This is a genomic window from Phenylobacterium sp., assembly GCF_036821595.1.
Taxonomy (GTDB): domain Bacteria; phylum Pseudomonadota; class Alphaproteobacteria; order Caulobacterales; family Caulobacteraceae; genus Phenylobacterium.
Genome location: NZ_DAISJG010000003.1, coordinates 49,073 through 70,317 on the forward strand (window position 1 = coordinate 49,073; position 21,245 = coordinate 70,317).

At 71.7% G+C, this 21,245-nt stretch carries 23 protein-coding genes and 1 tRNA gene; 15 read left to right on the plus strand and 9 right to left on the minus strand.

The features are described from left to right. The first annotated feature begins 3 nt into the window (after positions 1-3). The 3 genes from V7Z97_RS02770 (at position 4) to V7Z97_RS02780 (ending at position 2,362) form a co-directional block, all read left to right on the plus strand. Positions 4-690 carry an ABC transporter ATP-binding protein gene (locus V7Z97_RS02770; RefSeq protein WP_334161279.1) on the plus strand — a complete coding sequence of 229 codons (687 nt, stop codon included), beginning with the start codon at positions 4-6 and terminating at the stop codon, positions 688-690. Then, complete coding sequence (locus tag V7Z97_RS02775) at positions 687-1,913, plus strand: ABC transporter permease (RefSeq protein WP_334161281.1); 1,227 nt, start codon at positions 687-689, stop codon at positions 1,911-1,913. Before V7Z97_RS02770 ends, V7Z97_RS02775 begins: the two co-directional genes overlap by 4 nt. Before the next feature lie 236 nt (positions 1,914-2,149). Next, positions 2,150-2,362: a general stress protein gene (locus V7Z97_RS02780; RefSeq protein WP_325458383.1), complete on the plus strand. Its 213-nt coding sequence runs from the start codon at positions 2,150-2,152 to the stop codon at positions 2,360-2,362. Here V7Z97_RS02780 and egtB read toward each other — a convergent pair. Continuing rightward, positions 2,359-4,572, minus strand: a complete 2,214-nt coding sequence (gene egtB / locus V7Z97_RS02785; RefSeq protein ID WP_334161283.1) for an ergothioneine biosynthesis protein EgtB — start codon at positions 4,570-4,572, stop codon at positions 2,359-2,361. The two genes, V7Z97_RS02780 and egtB, sit on opposite strands and share 4 nt — an antisense overlap. 230 nt (positions 4,573-4,802) lie before the next feature. Here egtB and V7Z97_RS02790 point away from each other — a divergent pair, with 230 nt between their 5' ends. After that, a complete protein-coding gene (locus V7Z97_RS02790) occupies positions 4,803-5,339 on the plus strand; it encodes a sigma-70 family RNA polymerase sigma factor (protein WP_334161284.1) in 537 nt (178 codons plus the stop codon). On the opposite strand, the gene V7Z97_RS02795 is transcribed toward V7Z97_RS02790, so the two are convergent. Next, a complete protein-coding gene (locus V7Z97_RS02795; RefSeq protein WP_334161286.1) occupies positions 5,336-5,497 on the minus strand; it encodes a hypothetical protein in 162 nt (53 codons plus the stop codon). The two genes, V7Z97_RS02790 and V7Z97_RS02795, sit on opposite strands and share 4 nt — an antisense overlap. A gap of 151 nt (positions 5,498-5,648) precedes the next feature. Between V7Z97_RS02795 and V7Z97_RS02800 the strand changes: the two genes are divergently transcribed. Continuing rightward, positions 5,649-6,668, plus strand: a complete 1,020-nt coding sequence (locus V7Z97_RS02800; protein ID WP_334161287.1) for a hypothetical protein — start codon at positions 5,649-5,651, stop codon at positions 6,666-6,668. Between the two features lie 60 nt (positions 6,669-6,728). On the opposite strand, the gene V7Z97_RS02805 is transcribed toward V7Z97_RS02800, so the two are convergent. Further along, the gene (locus tag V7Z97_RS02805) at positions 6,729-8,450 is read right to left on the minus strand and encodes a CocE/NonD family hydrolase (RefSeq protein ID WP_334161289.1); all 1,722 of its coding nucleotides are present in this window, start codon (positions 8,448-8,450) and stop codon (positions 6,729-6,731) included. A gap of 131 nt (positions 8,451-8,581) precedes the next feature. Between V7Z97_RS02805 and kynU the strand changes: the two genes are divergently transcribed. Continuing rightward, positions 8,582-9,808: a kynureninase gene (kynU, locus tag V7Z97_RS02810; RefSeq protein ID WP_334161290.1), complete on the plus strand. Its 1,227-nt coding sequence runs from the start codon at positions 8,582-8,584 to the stop codon at positions 9,806-9,808. Between the two features lie 15 nt (positions 9,809-9,823). On the opposite strand, the gene V7Z97_RS02815 is transcribed toward kynU, so the two are convergent. Then, positions 9,824-9,913 (minus strand) — tRNA-Ser (locus V7Z97_RS02815). A gap of 306 nt (positions 9,914-10,219) precedes the next feature. Further along, positions 10,220-10,492, minus strand: coding sequence for a sel1 repeat family protein (locus tag V7Z97_RS02820; RefSeq protein WP_334161292.1), 273 nt, complete (start codon positions 10,490-10,492; stop codon positions 10,220-10,222). 394 nt (positions 10,493-10,886) lie between these two features. Here V7Z97_RS02820 and V7Z97_RS02825 point away from each other — a divergent pair, with 394 nt between their 5' ends. Then, a complete protein-coding gene (locus V7Z97_RS02825) occupies positions 10,887-11,372 on the plus strand; it encodes an RcnB family protein (RefSeq protein ID WP_334161294.1) in 486 nt (161 codons plus the stop codon). Between the two features lie 4 nt (positions 11,373-11,376). Here the strand turns inward: V7Z97_RS02825 and gatB are convergent, their stop codons facing one another. Further along, a complete protein-coding gene (gatB, locus tag V7Z97_RS02830) occupies positions 11,377-12,870 on the minus strand; it encodes an Asp-tRNA(Asn)/Glu-tRNA(Gln) amidotransferase subunit GatB (RefSeq protein ID WP_334161296.1) in 1,494 nt (497 codons plus the stop codon). Positions 12,871-12,996: 126 nt separating this feature from the next. Here gatB and V7Z97_RS02835 point away from each other — a divergent pair, with 126 nt between their 5' ends. From V7Z97_RS02835 to V7Z97_RS02845, 3 genes are all read left to right on the plus strand, one after another. Next, complete coding sequence (locus tag V7Z97_RS02835) at positions 12,997-13,338, plus strand: hypothetical protein (protein WP_334161297.1); 342 nt, start codon at positions 12,997-12,999, stop codon at positions 13,336-13,338. 17 nt (positions 13,339-13,355) lie between these two features. Next, complete coding sequence (locus V7Z97_RS02840) at positions 13,356-13,682, plus strand: hypothetical protein (RefSeq protein ID WP_334161298.1); 327 nt, start codon at positions 13,356-13,358, stop codon at positions 13,680-13,682. A 61-nt stretch (positions 13,683-13,743) separates the two neighbouring features. After that, positions 13,744-14,073 (plus strand): RebB family R body protein, encoded by a 330-nt coding sequence (locus V7Z97_RS02845; RefSeq protein ID WP_334161299.1) that lies wholly within the window; start codon positions 13,744-13,746, stop codon positions 14,071-14,073. Between the two features lie 4 nt (positions 14,074-14,077). Here V7Z97_RS02845 and gatA read toward each other — a convergent pair whose 3' ends face one another. Together gatA and gatC are read right to left on the minus strand one after the other, a co-directional pair. Beyond that, positions 14,078-15,550: an Asp-tRNA(Asn)/Glu-tRNA(Gln) amidotransferase subunit GatA gene (gene gatA, locus V7Z97_RS02850; RefSeq protein WP_334161300.1), complete on the minus strand. Its 1,473-nt coding sequence runs from the start codon at positions 15,548-15,550 to the stop codon at positions 14,078-14,080. 2 nt (positions 15,551-15,552) lie between these two features. Next, the gene (gene gatC, locus V7Z97_RS02855) at positions 15,553-15,840 is read right to left on the minus strand and encodes an Asp-tRNA(Asn)/Glu-tRNA(Gln) amidotransferase subunit GatC (protein WP_334161301.1); all 288 of its coding nucleotides are present in this window, start codon (positions 15,838-15,840) and stop codon (positions 15,553-15,555) included. An 81-nt stretch (positions 15,841-15,921) separates the two neighbouring features. Between gatC and ruvX the strand changes: the two genes are divergently transcribed. Continuing rightward, positions 15,922-16,389 (plus strand): Holliday junction resolvase RuvX, encoded by a 468-nt coding sequence (gene ruvX / locus V7Z97_RS02860; protein WP_334161302.1) that lies wholly within the window; start codon positions 15,922-15,924, stop codon positions 16,387-16,389. A 52-nt stretch (positions 16,390-16,441) separates the two neighbouring features. Here ruvX and V7Z97_RS02865 read toward each other — a convergent pair whose 3' ends face one another. Continuing rightward, a complete protein-coding gene (locus V7Z97_RS02865) occupies positions 16,442-16,948 on the minus strand; it encodes a DUF1993 domain-containing protein (protein ID WP_334161304.1) in 507 nt (168 codons plus the stop codon). A 102-nt stretch (positions 16,949-17,050) separates the two neighbouring features. Here V7Z97_RS02865 and V7Z97_RS02870 point away from each other — a divergent pair, with 102 nt between their 5' ends. From V7Z97_RS02870 to dprA, 4 genes are all read left to right on the plus strand, one after another. Next, a complete protein-coding gene (locus V7Z97_RS02870; RefSeq protein ID WP_334161305.1) occupies positions 17,051-18,028 on the plus strand; it encodes an aspartate carbamoyltransferase catalytic subunit in 978 nt (325 codons plus the stop codon). Then, complete coding sequence (pyrC, locus tag V7Z97_RS02875) at positions 18,025-19,320, plus strand: dihydroorotase (RefSeq protein ID WP_334161307.1); 1,296 nt, start codon at positions 18,025-18,027, stop codon at positions 19,318-19,320. The genes V7Z97_RS02870 and pyrC overlap by 4 nt, the downstream gene beginning before the upstream one ends. A 119-nt stretch (positions 19,321-19,439) precedes the next feature. Further along, a complete protein-coding gene (gene plsY, locus V7Z97_RS02880) occupies positions 19,440-20,090 on the plus strand; it encodes a glycerol-3-phosphate 1-O-acyltransferase PlsY (protein ID WP_334161308.1) in 651 nt (216 codons plus the stop codon). Further along, positions 20,087-21,178 carry a DNA-processing protein DprA gene (gene dprA, locus V7Z97_RS02885; RefSeq protein WP_334161310.1) on the plus strand — a complete coding sequence of 364 codons (1,092 nt, stop codon included), beginning with the start codon at positions 20,087-20,089 and terminating at the stop codon, positions 21,176-21,178. The genes plsY and dprA overlap by 4 nt, the downstream gene beginning before the upstream one ends. Positions 21,179-21,245 lie beyond the last annotated feature (67 nt).

Consider the following 21,245-nt stretch of genomic DNA (forward strand, 5'->3'; position numbering starts at 1 on the left):
GCCATGATCGAGGTCCGCAACCTTCGCAAGGTCTACACCATGGGCGATGAGGCGCTGGCGGCGCTGGCCGGCGTCGACCTCGACGTGGCCCGCGGCGAGTACGTGGCGGTGATCGGGCCGTCGGGCTCGGGCAAGTCGACGCTGATGAACATCCTGGGCGGCCTCGACCGGCCCACCTCGGGCGACTACCGCTTCGAGGGCGAGGACGTGGCCCACTTCGGCGACGACGAGCTGGCCGACTTCCGCCGGCGCCGGATCGGCTTCGTCTTCCAGTCCTTCCAGCTCCTGCCCCGCTTGAGCGCCCTGCAGAACGTCGAGCTGCCGATGATCTACGCCGGCCTGCCGCGGGACGAGCGCAAGGCCCGCGCCGCCGAGCTGCTGGAGCGGGTCGGCCTGGGCGGCCGCATGGGACACCGGCCGACCCAGCTCTCCGGCGGCCAGCAGCAGCGGGTGGCGGTGGCCCGGTCGCTCGCCAACCGGCCCGACCTGCTGCTCGCCGACGAGCCGACGGGGGCGCTCGACACCCAGACCAGCCGCGACGTCCTGAAGCTGTTCCACGAGCTGAACGCAGACGGCCTGACCCTGATGGTGGTCACCCATGATCCGGAAGTCGCCGCCGAGGCGCGGCGGCGGGTCTCGTTCCGCGACGGGCTGATCGTCTCGGACGAGCGGGCGGAGCAGCCGGCATGAGGTTCTACGAGCTCGTCCGCTTCGCCATGGGGGCCATCGTCGCCCACCCGATGCGCAGCGCGCTCACCTCCCTGGGCGTGGTCATCGGCACCGCCGCCGTGGTGATGATGACCTCCATCGGCCTGGGGGCGCAGCAGCGGGTGACCGAGGCGATCGCGGGCCTGGGCTCGAACCTGATCATCGTCACCCCCAACTTCCAGCGTGGGCCGGTGGCCCAGGCGGCCGGCGGCGGGCTGTCGCTGACCGACGGCGACGTCGAAGCGATCGGCAAGCAGGTGGAGAACGTGGCCGCCGTGGCCCCGGTGGTGCGCAGCCAGGGACAGCTGGCGGCGGACGGGGCCAACTGGAACACGCGCATCGAGGGCGTGACGCCGGAGTACCTGACAGCCCGCGACCTAACCCTAGCCTCCGGCCGGATGTTCGACGAGCGCGAGGCGCGGCAGGGCCGCAAGGTGCTGGTGGTCGGCCCGACGGTGGCGCGCGAGCTGTGGGGCGAACAGGACCCGGTGGGCCGGCGCGTACGGGTGCGCAGCGTGCCCTTCGAGGTGATCGGGGTGCTGGAGAGCAAGGGCCAGTCGGGCTTCGGCCAGGACCAGGACGACCTGGTCCTGGGACCTCTGACCGCCGTGCGCTCGCGCCTCGTGGGCCGCCGGCTCCGCGGCGACGCGGTGCAGACCATCTATGTGAAGGCGGTGTCGGAGGACACCATCGACCGGGTGCAGGAGGACGTCACCAACCTGCTGCGCGACCAGCACCGCATCCGGCCGGGCGACGACGACGACTTCCAGACCCAGAACATGGCCTCGATCCTCGAGGCCGGACAGGCGGCGGTGGCCACCTTCACCGTTCTGCTGGCGGCGGTGGCGGCGGTGTCGCTGCTGGTGGGCGGCGTCGGCATCATGAACATCATGCTGGTGGCCGTGACCGAGCGGACGCGGGAGATCGGCCTGCGCATGGCGGTGGGCGCGAGGCGCGCCGACGTGCTGATCCAGTTCGCGCTGGAGTCCGTCACGCTTTCGTTAGCCGGCGGGGTGATCGGCCTGACCATCGGAGTGCTGGGCGCCATCGGGATCGCCAGGATCGGCGACTGGCCGGCGGCGGTTCCGCCCTGGGCGGGGCCGCTCGCGCTGGGATTCTCGGTCTTCGTGGGCCTGGTGTTCGGGGCCTATCCGTCCTGGCGGGCGTCGCGCCTGGACCCGATCGAGGCGCTGCGGCGGGAATAAAACCGTCATTTCCAAACGCAACCTCTGCTGCGTCTCGATGGTTAGCCAGACCGCAACCCGAGGCGAGACGCCATGTCCGAGCTGGAAAAGCAACACCAAGACAAGCCCCGGCCGGACCTCGGACGCACGCAGGACGCGTCGTCCGACGAAGCAGACCGAGCTCACGACAAGCCCGTCCCTGCCGGCCCTACGCCAGACCTACCCCTGTCGTCGCCCGATTGAGGAGAGCAGTACCGATGGCCAGCGTTGACACTGGAAAGCCGCGAGCCCGGCGGGGCTTCGCCGCCATGAACCCCGAACGCCGTCGCGAGATCGCCCGCAAGGGCGGTGCGTCCGTGCCCGGCGAGAAGCGCAGCTTCGCGAAGGACCGCGACCTGGCGGCCTCCGCCGGCCGCAAGGGCGGCGAGGCCAGCCGCGGCGGCGGCCGCTCCCGCGGCCGCGAGAGCTAGGCTCTCAGAAGGACGACGGCGAAGGCGGGAGCGGGGCTCACCCACTCCCGCTCGAGCCGCCAGCCCGCCGACGCCGCCAGGCGGGCGAAGCCTTCCACCGTGAACTTGCACGAGTTCTCGGTGTGGAGGGTCTCCCCGGCGGCGAACTGGAAGGCCCGGCCCGCCACATGGACGGTCTGGGCCTTTCGGCTTTCCAGGTGCATCTCGATACGGCTGTCGGCGGCGTTCCAGACCGCGCGGTGCGCGAAGGCGTCGAGGTCGAAGTCGCCGCCGAGCTCACGGTTGATCCGCGCCAGCAGGTTCCTGTTGAACGCCGCCGTGACGCCGAGCGCGTCGTCGTAGGCCGCCGTCAGGACGGCCGGGTCCTTGACCAGGTCGATGCCGACGATGAAGGCCGCCCCCTCCCCCAGCAGGCGCCGCGCGCCCTCCAGGAAGCCCCTGGCCTCGTCGGGCGTGAAGTTGCCAATGGTCGAGCCGGGGAAGAAGCCCACCACCGGCCGCCCGGCCGCCTGGGCCGGCAGGGTCAGCGCGCGGGTGAAGTCCTCGGCCAGGGGGGCGACGGTGAGCCTGGGATAGTCGCGGCCGATGTCGTGCGCCGCCGCCGCCAGGGCCTCGGGACTGATGTCGATCGGCGCGTAGACGGCGAGCTGGGGCGCGGCGTCGAGCAGGATGCGGGTCTTCACGCTGGCGCCGGAGCCGAACTCCACGAGCGCCGCGCCCTTCGGGATCGCCCCGGCGATCTCGCCGGCCCTGGCGCGCAGGAGCGCGGTCTCGGTGCGGGTGGGATAGTACTCCGCGAGCTCGCAGATGGCCTCGAACAGGCGCGATCCCTCGGCGTCGTAGAAGTACTTCGGCGGCACGGACTTCCGCGGCCGGCCGAGCCCCTCGACGACGTCGTCCTCGAAGGTCGGGACCGCGGCGCGCGTGCCGGAGGCGTCGCGGGCCAGGCGCACGCCGGAGAACATCCAGCGCTGCTGGGGATAGAAGAAGTTGCGGTAGCTGGCCCGCACGTGGCCGGCCGGCGTGACGCAGGCCCCGCCGCGCAGGACGAACTGGCTGGCCATGAACTTGCCGTTGTACTCGCCCACCGCGCCGGGCGCGGTCCGGAAGCCCGGATAGGGCGAATAGGCGCTGCGGGTCCATTCCCAGAGGTCGCCGAAGATCTGCTTCAGGCCGGGGCCGTCGGGCGCCGGCGCGGGCTCCAGGCGGCCCGAGCCCAGAAGGTTGCCCTCCGGGGCGTGGGTCGAGGCGGCGTGCTCCCACTCGGCTTCCGTCGGCAGGCGCGCGCCGGCCCAGGCGGCGTAGGCTTCGGCCTCGTAGAGGCTGACGTGGGCGACCGGCTGGGCGGGATCCACCGGGCGCAGGCCGCGCAGCGTCATCACCTGCCAGCCGTCCGGCCCCTCCTCCCAGTAGAGCGGCGCGCGCCAGTCCTCGGCCCGGGCGCGGGCCCAGCCCTCGGACAGCCAGAGATCGGGCCGGGCGTAACCGCCGTCGGCCATGAAGCCCAGCCACTCGCCGTTGGTGACCAGACGGTCGGCCAGGGCGAACGGCTCCAGCCAGACCTTGTGGCGCGGGCCCTCGTTGTCGAAGGCGAAGCCGCCGCCCGCGTGGCCGATCTCCACGACGCCGCCCGCGAAGTCGACGAAGCCCAGCGGCGGGGCGGCGCCGCCAGGCGCGCCGCGCGGCGGGGCGTAGGCGGGCTTCAGGGGCGAGGCGGCGAACAGGTGGAGGATGTCCATCAGGATCAGCTCCTGATGCTGCTCCTCGTGGGCCAGGCCCAGGTCGAGGAGTTCGGCGAAGCCGTCCGTCCCGCCGGCGAGCAGCTCCGCCATGCCCGCGTCCACGTGCTCGCGGTAGGCGACGACGTCGTCCAGCGAGGGCCGGGTGATGAGACCCCGGTCGGGCCTCGGCTGCCGCGGGCCCACAGCCTCGTAGTAGGAGTTAAAGAGGTAGCCGAAGCGCGGGTCGAATAGCCTGTAGCCGGCGAGCCTCGGGGTCAGCAGGAAGGTCTCGAAGAACCAGCTGGTGTGCGCCAGGTGCCACTTGGTGGGGCTGGCGTCCGGCATGGACTGGGCCTGCTGGTCCTCGGGCGTGAGGCTGCGGACCAGCGCCAGGGTCGCCTGGCGCACGGCGCGGTAGCGGCGCAGCGCCGGCGGCGCGGTGAGCCAGGCATGCGCACGCAGGCCGGCCTGGTCCTTGGGTTGCGCCATGGGGCCCTCCGCGTGCTGCCGCTTGATCAGATAGGAAGCCGCCGCCCTCGCCTCAATTGTGAAGCTGGCGACCTCGAGGGGCCAACGGCGGGCGCTGTCGGGAAGTTCCCGAAATCCGGGTGTTTTCTCCCCTCGCGCAACCGGAACAGATGCCATGGGGCCGCGTTCAACCCGCGCCGAAACGGCAGAGTGACGAGAAGAGCCCCGGGTTGGGCCGACGAGAGGGCGCCATGACCGCGACGACCAGCTGGCGGGATCAAGTCGTCGGATTGATTCCGGCGCTGCGCGCCTTCGCCTGGTCCCTGAGCCACAACGGCTCGGACGCCGACGACCTCGTGCAGGACACCCTGATCAAGGCCTGGACCAACCGCGACAAGTTCGAGCCCGGCACCAACCTGCGCGCGTGGCTCTTCACCATCCTCCGGAACACCTACTACACCAACGTGCTGCGCCGCCGCCGCGAGGTGCGCGACGAGACCGGCGAGTACGCCGCCACCCTGAAGTCGGCGCCGACCCAGGACTGGAGCGTGGCGATGCGCGCGCTGCAGAACGCGCTGCAGCAGCTTCCCGACGAGCACCGCGAGGCGCTGATCCTGGTGGGCGCCGCCGGCCTCTCCTACGAGGAGGCGGCCGAGATCTGCGGCTGTGCGCTGGGCACCATCAAGAGCCGGGTGAACCGCGCCCGCGCGCGTCTCCTGAAGATCATGGACGCGGACGACGCCACCGACGTCATGGCGATCGACCACATGGTGGCCGCGCGGGCCTAGCCCCTCTTCTTGAGTGGCTCGATCTCCGGCTCGTCGAGCTGGTCGACGATCGAGCGGACGCGGTCGGGGACCGCCCGGGTCTCCAGCGTCCGGAACATGTCGCGCAGGCCCTTGTCGAGGGCCGCGGCCAGGTCGCGGTCGGCGGTCTTGCGGGCCATGGGACGCCTTTCACGCGCGGGGGTGTCGCCTCCCATGTCGGCCAGCCGGCGCGCCAGCGCAAGCGGAGCCGGGCCGCCTGCGACAATGCGGAACAGCGCCCGCGCCTCGCCGGTTGAGCCGCCAAGACACCAGGCGAGGAAGGAAGCAGCAATGGCCAACCGGGACGACTATCGAGGCTACGGCGGCGAGCGCGGGCGCGACCGCCCGCGACAGGACGACGACCAGCGCCGGGCCGGCGGCCGCCAGGGCTGGGGCGAGGAGCGGCGCAGCTTCGGCGACCAGGGCCGGTTCAACTCCGATCAGGCGCGCTTCGGCGAAGGCTGGCGCGGCGGCTCCGGCGAGGGCGAGCGCGAACCCTGGCGGCGCGACCGCTACGGCTCCCGCTTCGACCAGGACCGGACGGGCTACGGCTCGGGCTACGACCGCGAGTCCGGCGGCTACGGCCGCGGCCAGGCAGGCGCCGGCTACGGCGGCCAGGAGTACGGCATGGAGGGCCACGGCCGCCGCGACGACCGCCACCGGGACTCCGCCCCGCGCGGCTCGGGCCGCCGCGAATTCGAGCAGTGGCGGCCGCACGGCGGCGCGCCCTACGGCGACCTGGAGTTGAACGCGCGGACCAGCGGCGTCGAGGAGTTCGGCGCGCCCCACGACTACGCCTACCACCCGCCGCAGGGCCACGAGTTCGAGCCGGACTATGTGCACTGGCGCGAGGAGCAGCTTCGGCTGCATGACCGCGACTACCAGGAATGGCGCCGCCACCAGCACCAGCAGTACGACGAGGAATACCGGAAGTTCCGCACCGACCGGCGCGACACCTTCGGCAAGAGCTTCCACGAGTGGCGCTCGCAGCGGAACATGTCGACCGGCATGGGCCGGCAGGACATCGCGCCGGGCATGTCCGGCCAGCACCGGATGGCCGAGGGCTTCGGCGGCGGCGGCGACATGCCCTCCGGCCGGCTGGAGAGCCCGTCGGCGATGACCAGCAGCCCGTCTCTTGCCCAGACCGGCGGCCAGGCCGCGGGGCGCGGCGGCGGCGCGCAGGGGTCCGCGACCTCCGCAGGCTCCGAGTTCGGCAACACCCCGCCCCAGGTCCAGGCCGCGTCCGACGGCGACACTCGCCGCGATGCTGAGGATCGCAAGGACGACGAGGGCCGCGACAAGAAGCACTAGGCCGGCGGACGGCTAGCCCCGTGCTCCCGGACGGGCCCGGCCCCGTCCGGGACGCGGCGGCTATTTCACGTCGTCGGGATAGACCACCGGCAGCACGATGGCCGAGGGCCGCGAGGCGTCGAGGTAGACGGTGTTCAGCGCCACGCGGGGCTTCAGCTTCGCCGCGCCGGGGGCCTCGCCGGTGTTCGGGTTCACCTCGAAGCGCGGGGCGTTGGACGAGGTGACGTGGACGGCGATCCGGTGGCCCTTCTCGAAGGTGAGCGCCGTGGGCCAGAGGTCGATCTCCAGCTTCTCCGGCGCGCCGGGCGTCATCATCCGCACCTCGCCGGGCATCCGGCCAGTGCGGAACCGGGTCCGGACCGGGGCGTCGAGGACCAGCGCCTCGTAGCCGTCCGGATAGACGTCGACGAGCTTGACCACGAAGTCGGTGTCGGGGCCGTCGGTGGCGGCCCACAGCTCCATCTTCACCGGGCCGGCGATGGCCACGTCCTTCTCCAGCACCGGCGTCTGGAAGCGCAGGTAGTCCTGGCGCTGGCCGATCGCGCGCTGGTCCATGGGGCCGCGCTCGAAGGTGAGGTTGGCCCCGCCGAACGTCTCCACGGGCTTCGCGGGATCGAAGCGGTAGCTGACCTTCTCCTCGGCGTCGGTCGGCGCCCGGGTGGTCAGCGTCCGGCTTTCGGAAAGGTAGTAGCGCACCTCGCGGTGGGCGGGCGGCCAGTTGGCGGCGGCGACCATCCGGTTCTTCGGGCTGAGCGCCCCCTTCCTGGCCGAGGCCATCATGAAGTAGCTGACCGGCGGCTCGTCCATGATCCCGTTGTCAGCGCCCTTCAGCCAATGGTCGAACCAGCGGATCTCCTGGTCGCCGGCCAGGCCGATGCGGTCGTTGCCGGGGTATTCCAGGTCGCCGGAGAGCTGGCCGTGGCCGAAGGGCCCCATCAGCAGCTTCTGGTTCCCCCGCGCGCCGGGCGCCCCGTGGTTCTGCAGCCACTGGAAGTTGTCGACCGTGCCGCCGTTGAAGATGTCGTACCAGCCGCCGACGTTGAAGATCGGGATGTCGATGTACTTGCGGTTCGTCGTCATGGCGACGCGGTTCCAGCTCACGTCGTCGAGCGCCCGCTGGCGGACGCGGTCGAGCTGCTCCTCGGAGGTCCCCTGCTGGCGCAGCCAGCCGATGGTGTCCTTCTCCTTCAGGACGCCGCCGGGATAGCTGTAGGAAAGCCGGTCGGCGGGGGCCACGACCACATAGGCGGCGACCAGGTGCGGCGGGTTGGCCATGGCCGCGGAGTTGGCGGTGATGCCCAGCGCCGAGCCGCCGGTCATGCCGACCTTGCCGTTGCTCCAGGGCTGGGCGGCGGCCCACTCCACCGAATCGTAGCCGTCCTCGATGTCGTTCTCGAAGGCGGCGTAGAAGCCCTGGGAGCGGCCCTTCCCGCGCACGTCCTGCAGGACGTAGACATAGCCGGCGTCGGTGTAGCGCTTCGCCTGCTTGGCCAGCCCCTCGGCGGGATCGGGGTTCTGCTCGGTGCGCCGGCCGTCCTTCAGGTAGGGGGTGCGCGAGAGGATCACCGGCCAGGGCCCCTTCCCCGCCGGCCTGAAGACGTTGGCGGCGAGGCGGGTCCCGTCGCGCATGACGGCGTATTCCTCCACCGCGCCGGGCGGCAGGCCCGGCCACTCGGCCTCGGCGGCGGCCGGCGCGGGTTGGGCGAGCGCCGGGGCCGGCGGTCCCGCCGCCAGCGAGAGCGCCAGGGCCGAGGCCAGGGCGAGAAGCCTGAGCTTGATCATCGTCTGTGTTTCCCCCCGCGGGTCTTGGCGCCCGCGCAAATGGCTTTGGTCCGAATGGCGCGGCGGGCCGCGCAGGGCGCATCTAACCACGAGGTTGGCGTGTCGTCGCTCGCCGCCGTAAGAGCCTTGGCATGACCCGCGACGACGCCCGGCGCCTCGACGCCGACGACCCCCTCGCCCGCTTCCGCGCGGCCTTCGACCTGCCGGAGGGGATGATCTACCTGGACGGCAACTCCCTGGGCCCGCCGCCGCGGGCGGCGCTCGCGCGGCTGCAGGAGACCGCCGCGCGGGAATGGGGCCACGACCTGATCACCAGCTGGAACGTCAACGGCTGGATCGACGCGCCGCTCAGGGTGGGCGGCAAGATCGCCGGCCTGGTGGGCGCGAAGCCGAACGAGGTGGCGGCGGCCGATTCGACCTCGGTGAACCTCTTCAAGCTGGCGGCCGGGGCGCTCGGCCTGCGGCCAGGACGGCGGGTGATCCTGTCGGAGACCGGCAACTTCCCGACCGACCTCTACGTCCTGGAGGGCCTCGCGCGGACCGCGGGGGCCGAGCTGCGCGCCGTGCCGCCGGACGCCCTGCTCGACGCCGTCGATGGCGACACCGCGGTCGTGGTGCTGACGCATGTGCACTACAAGAGCGCCCGCCGCTGGGACATGGCCCAGGTGACAGCGCGGGCGCACCAGGCCGGCGCCCTGATGCTCTGGGACCTCAGCCACTCCACGGGCGCCGTGGCGGTGGACCTGAACGGGGCGAACGCCGACCTGGCGGTGGGCTGCGGCTACAAGTACCTGAACGGCGGCCCGGGCGCGCCCGCCTTCCTGTTCGTCGCCGAGCGGCACCAGGCGCAGATCCGCTCCCCCCTCTCCGGCTGGATGGGCCACGCCGAGCCCTTCGCCTTCGAGGACGGCTACCGGCCGGCCGGCGACATCCGCGCCCAGCTCTGCGGGACCCCCGGCGTGCTGGGGCTGGCGGCGCTGGAGGCCGCCGTGGACCTGCAGCGGGAGGCGGACCCCGCGGCCGTGGAGGCCAAGGGCCAGGCGCTGTGCGACCTGTTCATCGGCGAGGTGGAGGGCCGCTGCTCAGGGATGGGCGTCCGGCTCGTGACCCCGCGCCAGGCGGCCGAGCGGGGCCTGCACGTCTCCTTCACCCACCCGCACGGCTATGCGGTGATCCAGGCGCTGATCGCCCGCGGCGTGGTGGGCGACTTCCGCAGCCCCGACGTGATCCGCTTCGGCTTCTCGCCGCTCTATCTGAGCCACGAGGCGGTCTGGCGCGCGGCGGAGATCCTGCACGAGGTGCTGGCGACGGGCGCCTGGGACCGCCCGGAGCACCACGCCCGCGCGGCTGTGACCTGACCTGTCGGGAGGAAGTGGCGGTGACGGAGGGATTCGAACCCTCGATACGCTTTCACGTATGACGATTTAGCAAACCGTTGCCTTCAGCCACTCGGCCACGTCACCAGCTTGTTTTTGTTCGGGTTTGCTCCCGCCCTCCGGAGCCCCGGACCACCGCGCCTGGGCGTGGCGGCAAGGACGTCCCCGAAGGGACGCACCTCATAGCCCAAACGCGCCGCGTCGGGCAACGGCGCTGAGCGCCGAAGGTGACGCGCGAAATTTTCCGGGAAGTCGGTCGCGGGCGCGGACGAAACGCGCGGGAGGGATCGTTCTTCTCATGACGGCCGCTTCCGTCCCTCTTTGCGCGGCCGTCGCGTCGGGCCCCCGGCCTTCGCTCGCGGAGCGCCGGGGGATTCCGTCAGGCGGTTCAGCTCAGCCCTGGGCGAGCCACTCGCGGGCCTGACGCTGGGCCTCGGCCACCTCGTCGGACGCCATCTCGGCGGACAGCTCCTTGCGGTAGACCTTGGCCTCCACGGAACCGCGCATGGCGGCCAGGTTGAACAGCATGTGGGCGGAGACGTAGTCCAGCGGCGCGCCGCCCTGGCCCGTGGAATAGAGCAGCCCCATGCGGAACAGCTCGTCGCCCGTCGCGTCCGGTCCCGGAAGCGGAAGGCCCTCGCTCGCTACTTCCATGCTCGATGGCATGACCTTTGGTCCCTTCATCAGCCGACCGGGCCCTTGGCGGGTCCATACTCGGTCTTCTGGGGACATAGAAAACAGGCGTTAGGCTGAACACATGGTTAAGCCGCCTGTTGTGCGATTTTCAGATTCAGAAGAGCCGCCAAGAATTCGGCCGTTCGACTGGCGACAAGTCTCGGAACATCGGACGGGCGCCGCGACCGATGGCCTCACCCGTCCGGGACGAGGCGGAGCCTCCGCCCTCCGGCTGCGTTGTTGACCTCGCCGCGCCACGGGAGGACCTTCTCCCGCGACGCGGCGTTTCCGGCGCTTTTCAATCGCTTGCGGCCGCGTTCAGCCCCAGTTCAGACGTCGCGGGGCACAGTCGGCGACAAGCTCAAGGACCCTGCGACCCGCCCGCATGAAACGCCTGCTCCTCACGCTCATCGCCGCCGCGACCGTGGCGGGCCCGCTGCCGGGCTCGGCGGCGTTCGCCAAGGACGGCGACCGCGGCGGCCGCTGGGAACAGCGCGGGGGCGAGCGCGGCCGCGGCTGGGAGACCCGGCAGTGGCGCGCGGCCGACGGCCCGGGCCGCGGGCGCGGCCAGGAGCGGCGCGGCGCGAGGGGCGACGACCGGCGCGATGACCGGCGCGGCGACCGGCGCTTCGAGGACCGCGAAGAGGGCGGGCGGAACTACTACGGCCCGCCGCCCGGCGCCTACGCCCCGCCGCGCGCCTATGGCCTCCGCCGCGGCGGCTACCTGCCGCCCGAAGCCCAGGGCTCGGAGGTGGAGGACTACGGTCGCTACCGCCTGCGCCCGCCGCCGCGCGGCTTCCGCTGGATGCGGGTCGACGGCGCCTACGCCCTGGTCGGGCCCGACGGGCAGATCTTCGACATGATCCGGTAGGGACCTAGATCCCCAGCTTCGCCTTCAGGAGCTGGTTGACCGTCCCCGGATTGGCCTTGCCCTGGGTGGCCTTCATCACCTGGCCGACGAACCAGCCGATGGCCTGGGGCTTGTCCTTCACGGCGGCCGCCTGGCCGGGGTTGGCGGCGATCAGCTCGTCGATGATCTTCTCCAGCGCGCCGGTGTCGCTGACCTGCTTGAGGCCCTGCGTCTCGACGATATGGGAGGCCCGGCCCTCGCCGGCCCACATCCGCTCGAAGACGTCCTTGGCGATCTTGGAGGAGATCACCCCCTCCTCGATCAGCTGGACCAGCTCGGCGATCTCGTCGGGACGGATCGGCGAGTCGGCGATGTCGATCCCGCCGGCGGTCAGCCGCGCGGCGAGGTCGTTGGTCACCCAGTTGGCCACCAGCTTGGCGTCGCGGCCCTTGGCGGCGGCCTCGTAGAACTCGGCGCGGGCCTGTTCGGTGATCAGCACGCCGGCGTCGTAGGCGGTGAGGCCGTACTGCGACTGCAGGCGGGCCTTCTTGGCGTCGGGCAGCTCGGGGAGCGTGGCCTCGATTTCCTTGATCCAGGCCGGGTCGAGCTCCAGCGGCAGCAGGTCGGGATCGGGGAAGTAGCGGTAGTCGTGCGCCTCCTCCTTGGAGCGCATGGACCGCGTCTCGCCCTTCACCGTGTCGAACAGGCGGGTCTCCTGGTCGATCCTGCCGCCGTCCTCGAGGATCTCGATCTGGCGGCGCGCCTCGTACTCGATGGCCTGCTGGATGAAGCGGAACGAGTTGACGTTCTTGATCTCGCAGCGCGTGCCCAGGTGGCTGAAGTCGCCGGTCTCGCGATACTTCTCGTAGGCCCCCGGGCGGCAGACCGACACGTTCACGTCGGCGCGCAGGTTGCCCTTCTCCATGTCGCCGTCGCAGGCGCCCAGGTAGACGAGGATGGTGCGGAGCTTCTTCACATAGGCCGCCGCCTCTTCCGCCGAGCGCATGTCGGGCCGCGAGACGATCTCCATCAGGGCGGTGCCGGCGCGGTTCAGGTCGACGTAGGTGAAGTTCGGGTCCTGGTCGTGCAGGCTCTTGCCGGCGTCCTGCTCGAGGTGTAGGCGCTCGATGCGCACGGTGAAGGTGGAGCCGTCGTCGCGCTCGACGATGACCTCGCCCTCGCCGACGATCGGGTCCTTGAACTGGCTGATCTGGTAGCCCTGCGGCAGGTCCGGATAGAAGTAGTTCTTCCGGTCGAAGCGGCTCCAGGTGTTGATCTTGGCCTTCAGGCCGAGGCCGGTCTTCACCGCCTGCTCGACGCAGTGGCGGTTGATCACCGGCAGCATGCCCGGCATGGCCGCGTCCACCAGGCTGACCTGTTCGTTCGGGCCCGCGCCGAAGCCCACCGCCGCGCCCGAGAAGAGCTTGGCGTTGGAGGCCACCTGGGCGTGCACTTCCAGGCCCAGGACCATTTCCCACGGACCGGTGCGGCCCTCGATCACCTTGGTGTTCTCGCTCATGCGCCGCGTTCTAGTGCGACGCGGGGCGATGCGGAAGGCGTGGCGAGATCGCGCTTGCGCAAACGCCGTAAATTCGGCTCAAGCTTTAGGGACAAGAACACACCCATGGGGGAAGGAACCGACGTCATGAACCGCAATATGCTCGCGGGGCTCGCAGCCCTGGCGGCCCTGGCCGCCGCGCCCGCGCTGGCCCAGGGCGAGGCGCCCGCCGCCGCGGCCCAGGCCTCGGCCGCCGCCCAGACGGCCGCGGCCGGCAAGCTGTCGGTGGAGACCACGCCGATCGAGACGATCGCCGCCAGCGAACCGGGCAAGGCCGCGCTGGAGAAGGTGCTGCCCGGCATCACCAGCCACCCCGCCTACGACCAGTTCAAGAGCTTCACCCTGGCCCAGGTCGCCCCGATGAGCGAAGGCGCGATCGGCGACGACCAGCTGAAGGCCGTCCAGGCCGAACTCGACAAGATCCCGTAAGCGGAGAGGACACCCAGATGAACCGCATGACCATCGCCGGCCTCGCGGCCCTCGCCGCCCTGGCCGCGGCGCCCGCCCTCGCCCAGGGCCAGGCCCCCGCCGCCGCCCAGGCCTCGGCCAACGCCCAGCCATCCGGCGCGCTGTCGGTCGAGACCACCCCGATCGGCGAGCTGATCAAGAACGAGAAGGCCAAGGCCGCGCTCGAGGCGGCGCTGCCGGAGATCACCCAGTACTACGACCAGATCGGCGGCATGACGCTGGCCCAGGTGGCGCCGATGAGCCAGGGCGCGCTGGACGACGCCAAGCTGAAGGCCCTGCAGGCCGAGTTCGACAAGATCAAGTAAGGCCCTTAGGGACCGCCCCCTCCCTCCGGAGAGGGCGGTCCTCACCCTGAAAGGGGGCGCCATGAAGCTGCCGCTCGCATGTCTCGCCATGCTGCTCGCGGCCGGTTCCGCGGTTGCGCAGGCGCCTCCGGACGAACCGGTGGCCACGGGCCAGGCGCTGTCGAACGCCGCGCACAACGCGACGAACAACCAGCAACAGTCCTACGTCACCATGCAGGCGTCGACGACCCAGGGCGTGGCGACGCTCCTGACTCCCGAGCCGGAGGGGCCCGCGCAGGCCCCGGCCTGCGAGGCGGCCGAATGTCCGAAGCTGCCGTTCGCGCCGCCCGGCCGCGGCGCGCCGGCGAACGACGAGACGCCCGGGAAGCCGGACGCCCCCCCGAAGCCCTAGCGGCTCACCACCACTTCTGGGGCTTCGCCCTGAAGTCGGCGGCCTTCTCCAGCGCCCCGCCGAGCGAGAACAGCGTGCCCTCGTCCAGGGCGCGGCCGATGAGCTGCAGGCCGAGCGGCAGGCCGTTGGCGTCGAGGCCGGCCGGAACGCTCATGCCCGGCAGGCCCGCGAGGTTCACCGTCACCGTGAAGATGTCGTTCAGGTACATGGCGACCGGATCGTCCGACTTGTCGCCGAGCTGGAACGCCGCCGAGGGCGCGGTGGGCGTGAGCAGGGCGTCCACCTTCTCGAAGGCCTGGTCGAAGTCGTCGGCGATGCGGCGGCGGACCTTCAGCGCCTTGAGGTAGTAGGCGTCGTAATAGCCGGCCGAGAGAACGTAGGTGCCGATCAGGATGCGGCGCTTGACCTCGGCGCCGAAGCCCTCGGCGCGGGTCTTCTCGTAGGTGTCGGTGAGGTTGCCGCCCTCCACCCGCAGGCCGTAGCGCATGCCGTCGTAGCGGGCGAGGTTCGACGAGGCCTCGGCCGGGGCGATGATGTAGTAGGCCGGCAGCGCATATTTGGTGTGCGGCAGGCTGACCTCGACGATCTCGCAGCCGGCCTCCTTCAGCCAGGCGATCCCCTGCTCCCAGAGCTTCTCGATCTCGGGGGGCATGTTGTCGACGCGGTACTCCTTCGGCACGCCGACGCGCAGGCCCTTCACCGACTTGCCGACGAAGGACGCGAAGTCCGGCGTCTCCACCGGCAGGCTCGTGGAGTCCTTCGGGTCGTGGCCGCACATGGAGGTGAGCAGCAGCGCGGTGTCCTCGACGGTGCGGGCCATGGGGCCGGCCTGGTCGAGCGAGGAGGCGAAGGCGACGACGCCCCAGCGCGAGCAGCGGCCGTAGGTCGGCTTGATGCCGACCGTGCCGGTGAAGGCCGCGGGCTGGCGGATCGAGCCGCCGGTGTCGGTGGCCGTGGCGCCGAGGCAGAGCCCCGCGGCGACCGCCGCGGCCGAGCCGCCGGAGGAGCCGCCGGGCGTGAGCTGGGCGTTGCCGCCCTCGGCTCGCCAGGGGTTCACCACCGGCCCGAAGGCCGAGGTCTCGTTGGACGAGCCCATGGCGAACTCGTCCATGTTGAGCTTGCCCAGCATCACCGCCCCGTCGCGCCAGAGGTTGGCGGTGACGGTGCTCTCGTACTGCGGGATGAAGCCGCCGATGATGTTGGAGCCGGCGGTGGAGCGGACGCCCTCGGTGCAGAACAGGTCCTTGATGCCGAGCGGCGCGCCGTCCAGGCGGCCCGCCTCGCCGCGCGCGCGGCGCTCGTCCGAGGCCCTGGCCATCTCCAGCGCCTTGTCCGGGGTCTCCAGGACATAGGCGTTCAGCGACCGGGCGGCTTCGACGGCCTCGGCGTGCGCGGTCGTGAGCTCCACCGAGGAGAAGGACTTGTCGGCCAGGCCGTCGAGGGCGGCCCTGAGGGTCAGGGAGGTGAGGTCGGCCATGGCTATTCGACCACCTTCGGCACGACGAAGAAGTTGCCCGCCCGCTTCGGCGCATTCGAGAGCACGCGCTCGGGATCGCCGCCGTCGGTGACCACGTCGTCGCGCATCGGCAGGGTCGCGTGGACAGCCGTGGTCATCGGCTCGACACCGTTCGTGTCGACCTCGTTGAGCTGCTCGATCCAGTCGAGGATGCCCGACAGCTCGCGGGCCAGCGGCTCCAGCTTCTCCTCGGGCTCGGCGATCCTCGCCAGCCTGGCGACCTTGCGCACGGTCGCCGCGTCGATGGCCATGACCATCCCTCCTAAATCTCAGGCGCGTGGGTTAGCCGTGGCGGGCGTGCTTTTGCAAGCGATCCCTCCTAAAGGGACGCCATGGCCGTCGTCGACCTCCTGGAGCTGCCCGCCGCAACGGCGCCCTACACGCCGCTGGTGGGGCTGGACCTGGGCGAGAAGACCATCGGAGTGGCCGTCTCCGACGCCACGCGCACGGTGGCGAGCCCGCTGGAGCTGATCCGCAAGACCAAGTTCGGCGACGACGCCGCGGCCCTGTTCAGGGCCATGGAGAGCCGCGAGGCCACGGGCATCGTCATCGGCCTGCCGGTGAACATGGACGGCACCGAGGGCGCCCGCTGCCAGTCGAACCGCGCCTTCGCCCGCAACCTGCTCAGGCTGAAGGATGTGCCGATCGCCTTCTGGGACGAGCGGATGTCGACCATGGCGGTCAACCGCATGCTGATCGGCGAGGCCGACCTGACGCGGGCCAAGCGGGCCGAGGTGGTCGACCGCGCCGCCGCCGCCTGGATCCTGCAGGGCGCGCTGGAGCGCCTGCGGAACGCCTAGCGCGCGTCGGGCGAAGGCGTGGGCGGTTTCGCCGCCCGAGACGCGCCCACCGTCAGAGCCCGCCGGCGAACAGGTCCCGCTTGCCGAGCGGGACGCCGCGGTTGCGCAGGATCGCGTAGGCCATCGACAGGTGGAACCAGACGTTGGTCGTGGCGAAGCCCGCGATCCACTGGCCGACCGGCAGGGTGGGCTCGACCTGGCCGAGGTTGAAGGTCAGCGGAACGTCGTCGCGGCCTTCGAACTGGGCGGGGGTGAGCCCGTCGATGAAGGCCTGGGCCTCGGCGGCGCGGGCGAGGATCTCGGCCAGGTCCGGCTCGCCTTCGATGGGCGCCGGCTGCGGCAGGTCGGCGGCGCGGGCCAGCCACTGCTGGGTGAACTGGACGACGGTGATCGCCTGCTGGCGCAGGTCGAACATGTCGGGCGCCAGGCGCCAGCGCAGCATCTCGCTCTCGGGCACGCCGCTCGCCGCCGCGTGCTCGGCGCCCTTCCGCAGGATGTGCTGCAGAGTGGTCATGGCGCGCGAATAGCCGCGCACATAGCTGTAGAGATCGGTCGTCATCGGTTTCCCCCTCAAGGCGCAGCTTTCCATATGGGACGGGCGCGGCGCCCGAGAAAGGGGGCGCTTCCCTCCCCGCGGAAAGCCACTTAAGAGGGCGCTTTAATGAGCGGCGCCCCACCCGGTCTGAACGAGGTCCTCGGCCGGACCTTCCCGTTCCCGAAGCGGCATTTCCTTTCCGTGATGGACCTGAACGAGGTGGAGGTGGCCGACCTCCTCGACCTCGCCGACGGATTCGTCGCGCTGAACCGCCAGACCTCGAAGAAGCTGGACCTGCTCAAGGGCAGGACGCTGATGAACCTGTTCTTCGAGAACTCCACGCGGACGCAGAGCTCCTTCGAGCTGGCCGGCAAGCGGCTGGGAGCGGACGTGGTCAACATGAGCCCCCGCTCCTCCTCGATCTCCAAGGGCGAGACCCTGATCGACACGGCGGTGACGCTGAACGCCATGCAGCCGGACCTGCTGGTGGTGCGGCATTCGTCGTCCGGGGCGGCGTCGCTGCTGTCGCAGAAGGTCGGCTGCTCGGTGGTCAACGCCGGCGACGGCCAGCACGAGCACCCGACCCAGGCGCTGCTCGACGCGCTGTCCATGCGCCGGGCCTTCGGGCGGATCGCCGGGCTGAAGGTCGCCATCTGCGGCGACATCCTGCACAGCCGGGTCGCGCGCTCGAACATCGCGCTCCTGCAGATGCTGGGGGCGCACGTGCGGCTGGTCGGTCCGCCGACGCTCATCCCGACCCAGGCGGACCGCTGGAACGTCGAGATCTTCCACGACATGCGCAAGGGCATCGCCGGCTGCGACGTGGTGATGATGCTGCGCCTGCAGCTGGAGCGTATGGACGGGGTGATGGCCCCTTCGCAGCGAGAGTACTTCCGCTTCTGGGGCCTCGACCGGGAGAAGCTGGCGCACGCCTCGCTCCAGGTGAAGGTGATGCACCCGGGGCCGATGAACCGCGGGGTCGAGATCGATTCCGAGGTGGCCGACGACCTGTCGGTCAGCCTGATCCAGGACCAGGTGGAGATGGGCGTCGCCGCCCGCATGGCCGTGCTCACCGCGCTGGCCGCCCGGCTGGACAACCAATGACCGCCGCCCGCCCCCTCGCCTTCACCAATGTCCGGCTGATCGACCCGGCCTCGGGCTACGACGGCCCCGGCGCGGTGATCGTCACCGAGGGCGTGATCGCCGACGTGGTCCAGGGCGGCGGGCCGGGCCCGCTGTCGGCCGACGTCGAGGTGATCGACGGGAACGGCAAGCTGCTGATCCCGGGGCTCGTGGACATCCGGGTGAAGACCGGCGAGCCGGGATCCGAGCCCAAGGAGACGCTGAAGTCGGCGGCGCGCGCCGCGGCGGCGGGCGGAGTGACCTCCATGGTCGTGCAGCCGGACACCCATCCGGTGGTGGACGACCCCTCGGTGGTGGACTTCATCCTGAGGCGCGCCCGCGACATCGAGCTGGTCAACGTCTATCCGGCCGGTGCGGCCACCAAGGGCTGCGAGGGCAAGCGGATGGCCGAGATCGGCCTGATGCGCGAGGCGGGCTGCCTCTATGTCACCGACGCCGACCGGCCGATCGTGGATTCCAAGGTGTTCCAGCGGGTGCTGGCCTACGCGAAGTCGTTCGGCGTCCTGGTCGCCCACCGGCCGGTGGACCCATGGCTGTCGGCCGGCGCGGCGGCGACGGCCGGCGAGTTCGCCTCGCGGATGGGCCTGCCCAGCGTCCCGGCCATCGCCGAGCGGATCGGTCTGGAGCGCGACCTGGCGCTGGTGGAGCTGACCGGCGCGCGCCTGCTGGTGGACCAGGTGACGACGGGCGCGGCGCTCGAGGCCCTGCAGCGGGGCCGCGACCGCGGCCTGCCGGTGACCGCCACCACCTCGATCAACCACCTCTCGTTCAACGAGATCGACATCGGCGACTACCGCACCTTCTGCAAGGTGGACCCGCCGCTCAGGGGCGAGGACGACCGCAACGCCCTGATCGAGGCCATCGCCTCCGGCCTCATCCAGGTGGTGGTCTCCGCCCACGCGCCCGCGCCGGCCGAGGACAAGCGCCTGCCCTACGACGAGGCGGCGCCCGGGGCCGTGGGCCTGCAGACCCTGCTGCCGGCGCTGATGACCCTGTTCCACGAGGGCCGCGTGCCGCTGATCGACCTGATCCGAACGGTGACCAGCGCGCCCGCCGACCTGCTTGGACTGCCGGCGGGCCGCCTGGCCAAGGGCGCGCCGGCCGACCTGGTGCTGTTCGACCTCAACGCCCCGGTGCTGATCGACGCCGACAAGCTGATCTCCAAGTCGAAGAACTCGCCCTTCGACGGCCGCCGCCTGCAGGGCAAGGTGCTCAGGACCCTGGTCGACGGGCGGACGGTATTCGGCGACTGACGTTCCGCCTTCGTTCTTGCCCGCGGCGGACGCCACGGCTAGGCTTCCCCCGAGCGTAGCCGGTGACGCCGCCTGCAACCGGCGGTAACTAGGCGCGACGTCTTCTGGGGGATCCGTCCATGTTCCAAGGTCTCAGCCCGACGCTGGTCGCGTTCGCCGTGGTCGGGGGCTACCTGCTGGGCTCCATCCCGTTCGGGGTGATCGCGACGAAGCTGGGCGGCGCGGGCGACGTGCGCTCGATCGGCTCGGGCAACATCGGGGCGACCAATGTCCTGCGGACGGGACGCAAGGACCTGGCGGCCATCACCCTGCTGGGCGACGGCGGCAAGGGCGCGATGGCCGTCTTCGTGGCCTGGCTGGCGACCCGCGACCATACCCTGCCCGCTCAGGCGGTGCTGACCTCGCTGGCCGGCTCGGCGGCCTTCCTGGGCCACCTGTTCCCGGTCTGGCTCGGCTTCAAGGGCGGCAAGGGGGTGGCGACCTTCTTCGGCACCCTGATCGCGGCGGCCTGGCCCGTGGGGCTGGCGGCGGGTGCGACCTGGATCGTCATGGCCTTCCTGTTCCGGATCTCGTCGCTGGCGGCGCTCGTGGCGCTTGCGGTGGCGCCGCTCTACGTCTTCGCCTTCGGCCGGCCGACGCCCATCGCGGTGATGGCCCTGTTCATGGGCGTCCTGAGCTACATCCGCCACGCCGAGAACATCCGCCGTCTGCTGAAGGGCCAGGAGCCGCGGATCGGCGGATCCAAGGCGGCGGCCGAGCCCAAGGCGTGATCCGGGAGCTCTCGGACGCCGAGCGCCGCGACTGGCTGCGGCTCGCGCGAACCGAGAACGTCGGGCCGGTCACCTTCGACCAGCTGATCCAGCGCTACGGCGAGGCCGACGCGGCGCTGGCCGCCCTGCCCGAGCTCGCCCGGCGCGGCGGGCGCACGGGCGGGCTGAAGATCGCCTCCGTCGCGGACGCCGAGAAGGAGCTGGCCGACGGCGAGCGGCTGGGCGCGCGGCTGATCGCCTCCTGCGAGCCGGACTTCCCGCAGGCGCTGGCGGCGCTCGACCCGCCCCCGCCACTGATCTGGACGCGCGGCCGCGTCGAGCTGCTGCACCGGCCGAGCGTCGCCATCGTCGGCGCCCGGGTGGCCTCGGCCGCCGGGCAGCGGTTCGCCCGCGGGCTGGCCGCCGAACTCGGCCAGGCGGGGCTGGTCGTGGTCTCCGGCATGGCGCGGGGGATCGACGGGGCGGCGCACGAGGCGGCGCTGGCGACGGGCACGGTGGCGGTGCTGGGCGGCGGGGTGGACGACGTCTATCCCGCCGACCACGGCGAGCTCTACGCCCGCCTCATCCGCGAGGGCTGCGTGGTCTCGGAGAGCGAGCCCGGCCGCACCGCGGTGGCCCGCGACTTCCCGCGCCGCAACCGGATCATCTCCGGCCTCTCCCAGGCCGTGGTGGTGGTGGAGGCCGAGCTGCGCTCCGGCTCGCTGATCACCGCCAGGCTCGCCGCCGAGCAGGGCCGCGAGGTTCTGGCCGTGCCCGGCTCCCCGCTCGATCCCCGGGCGAAGGGCTGCAACGACCTGATCCGCCAGGGCGCGGCGCTCTGCGAGGGCGCCGAGGACGTGCTGCGGGCGCTGGAGGGCCTGCGCGGATTCCGCGAGCCGGACCGCCGCTACCTCGCCGACCCCGGCCCGCCGCCGGACGACGGCCTGCGCGACCGGGTGGCCGCCCTGCTCTCCCCCACGCCCGTCAGCCGCGACGAGATCGTCCGCGCCGTGGGCGCGCCGGCCCCGGCGGTGTTCGCCGCGCTGGTGGAGCTGTCGCTCGCCGGCCGGGCCGAGCTCCAGCCCGGCGGCATGGTCGTCACCGGATGAGCCCCTAAAGGGGCTCCGGCGACTGTGCGTCCAAGGACCGTTGACAGGCCGATGGCGCCGCCCCCAC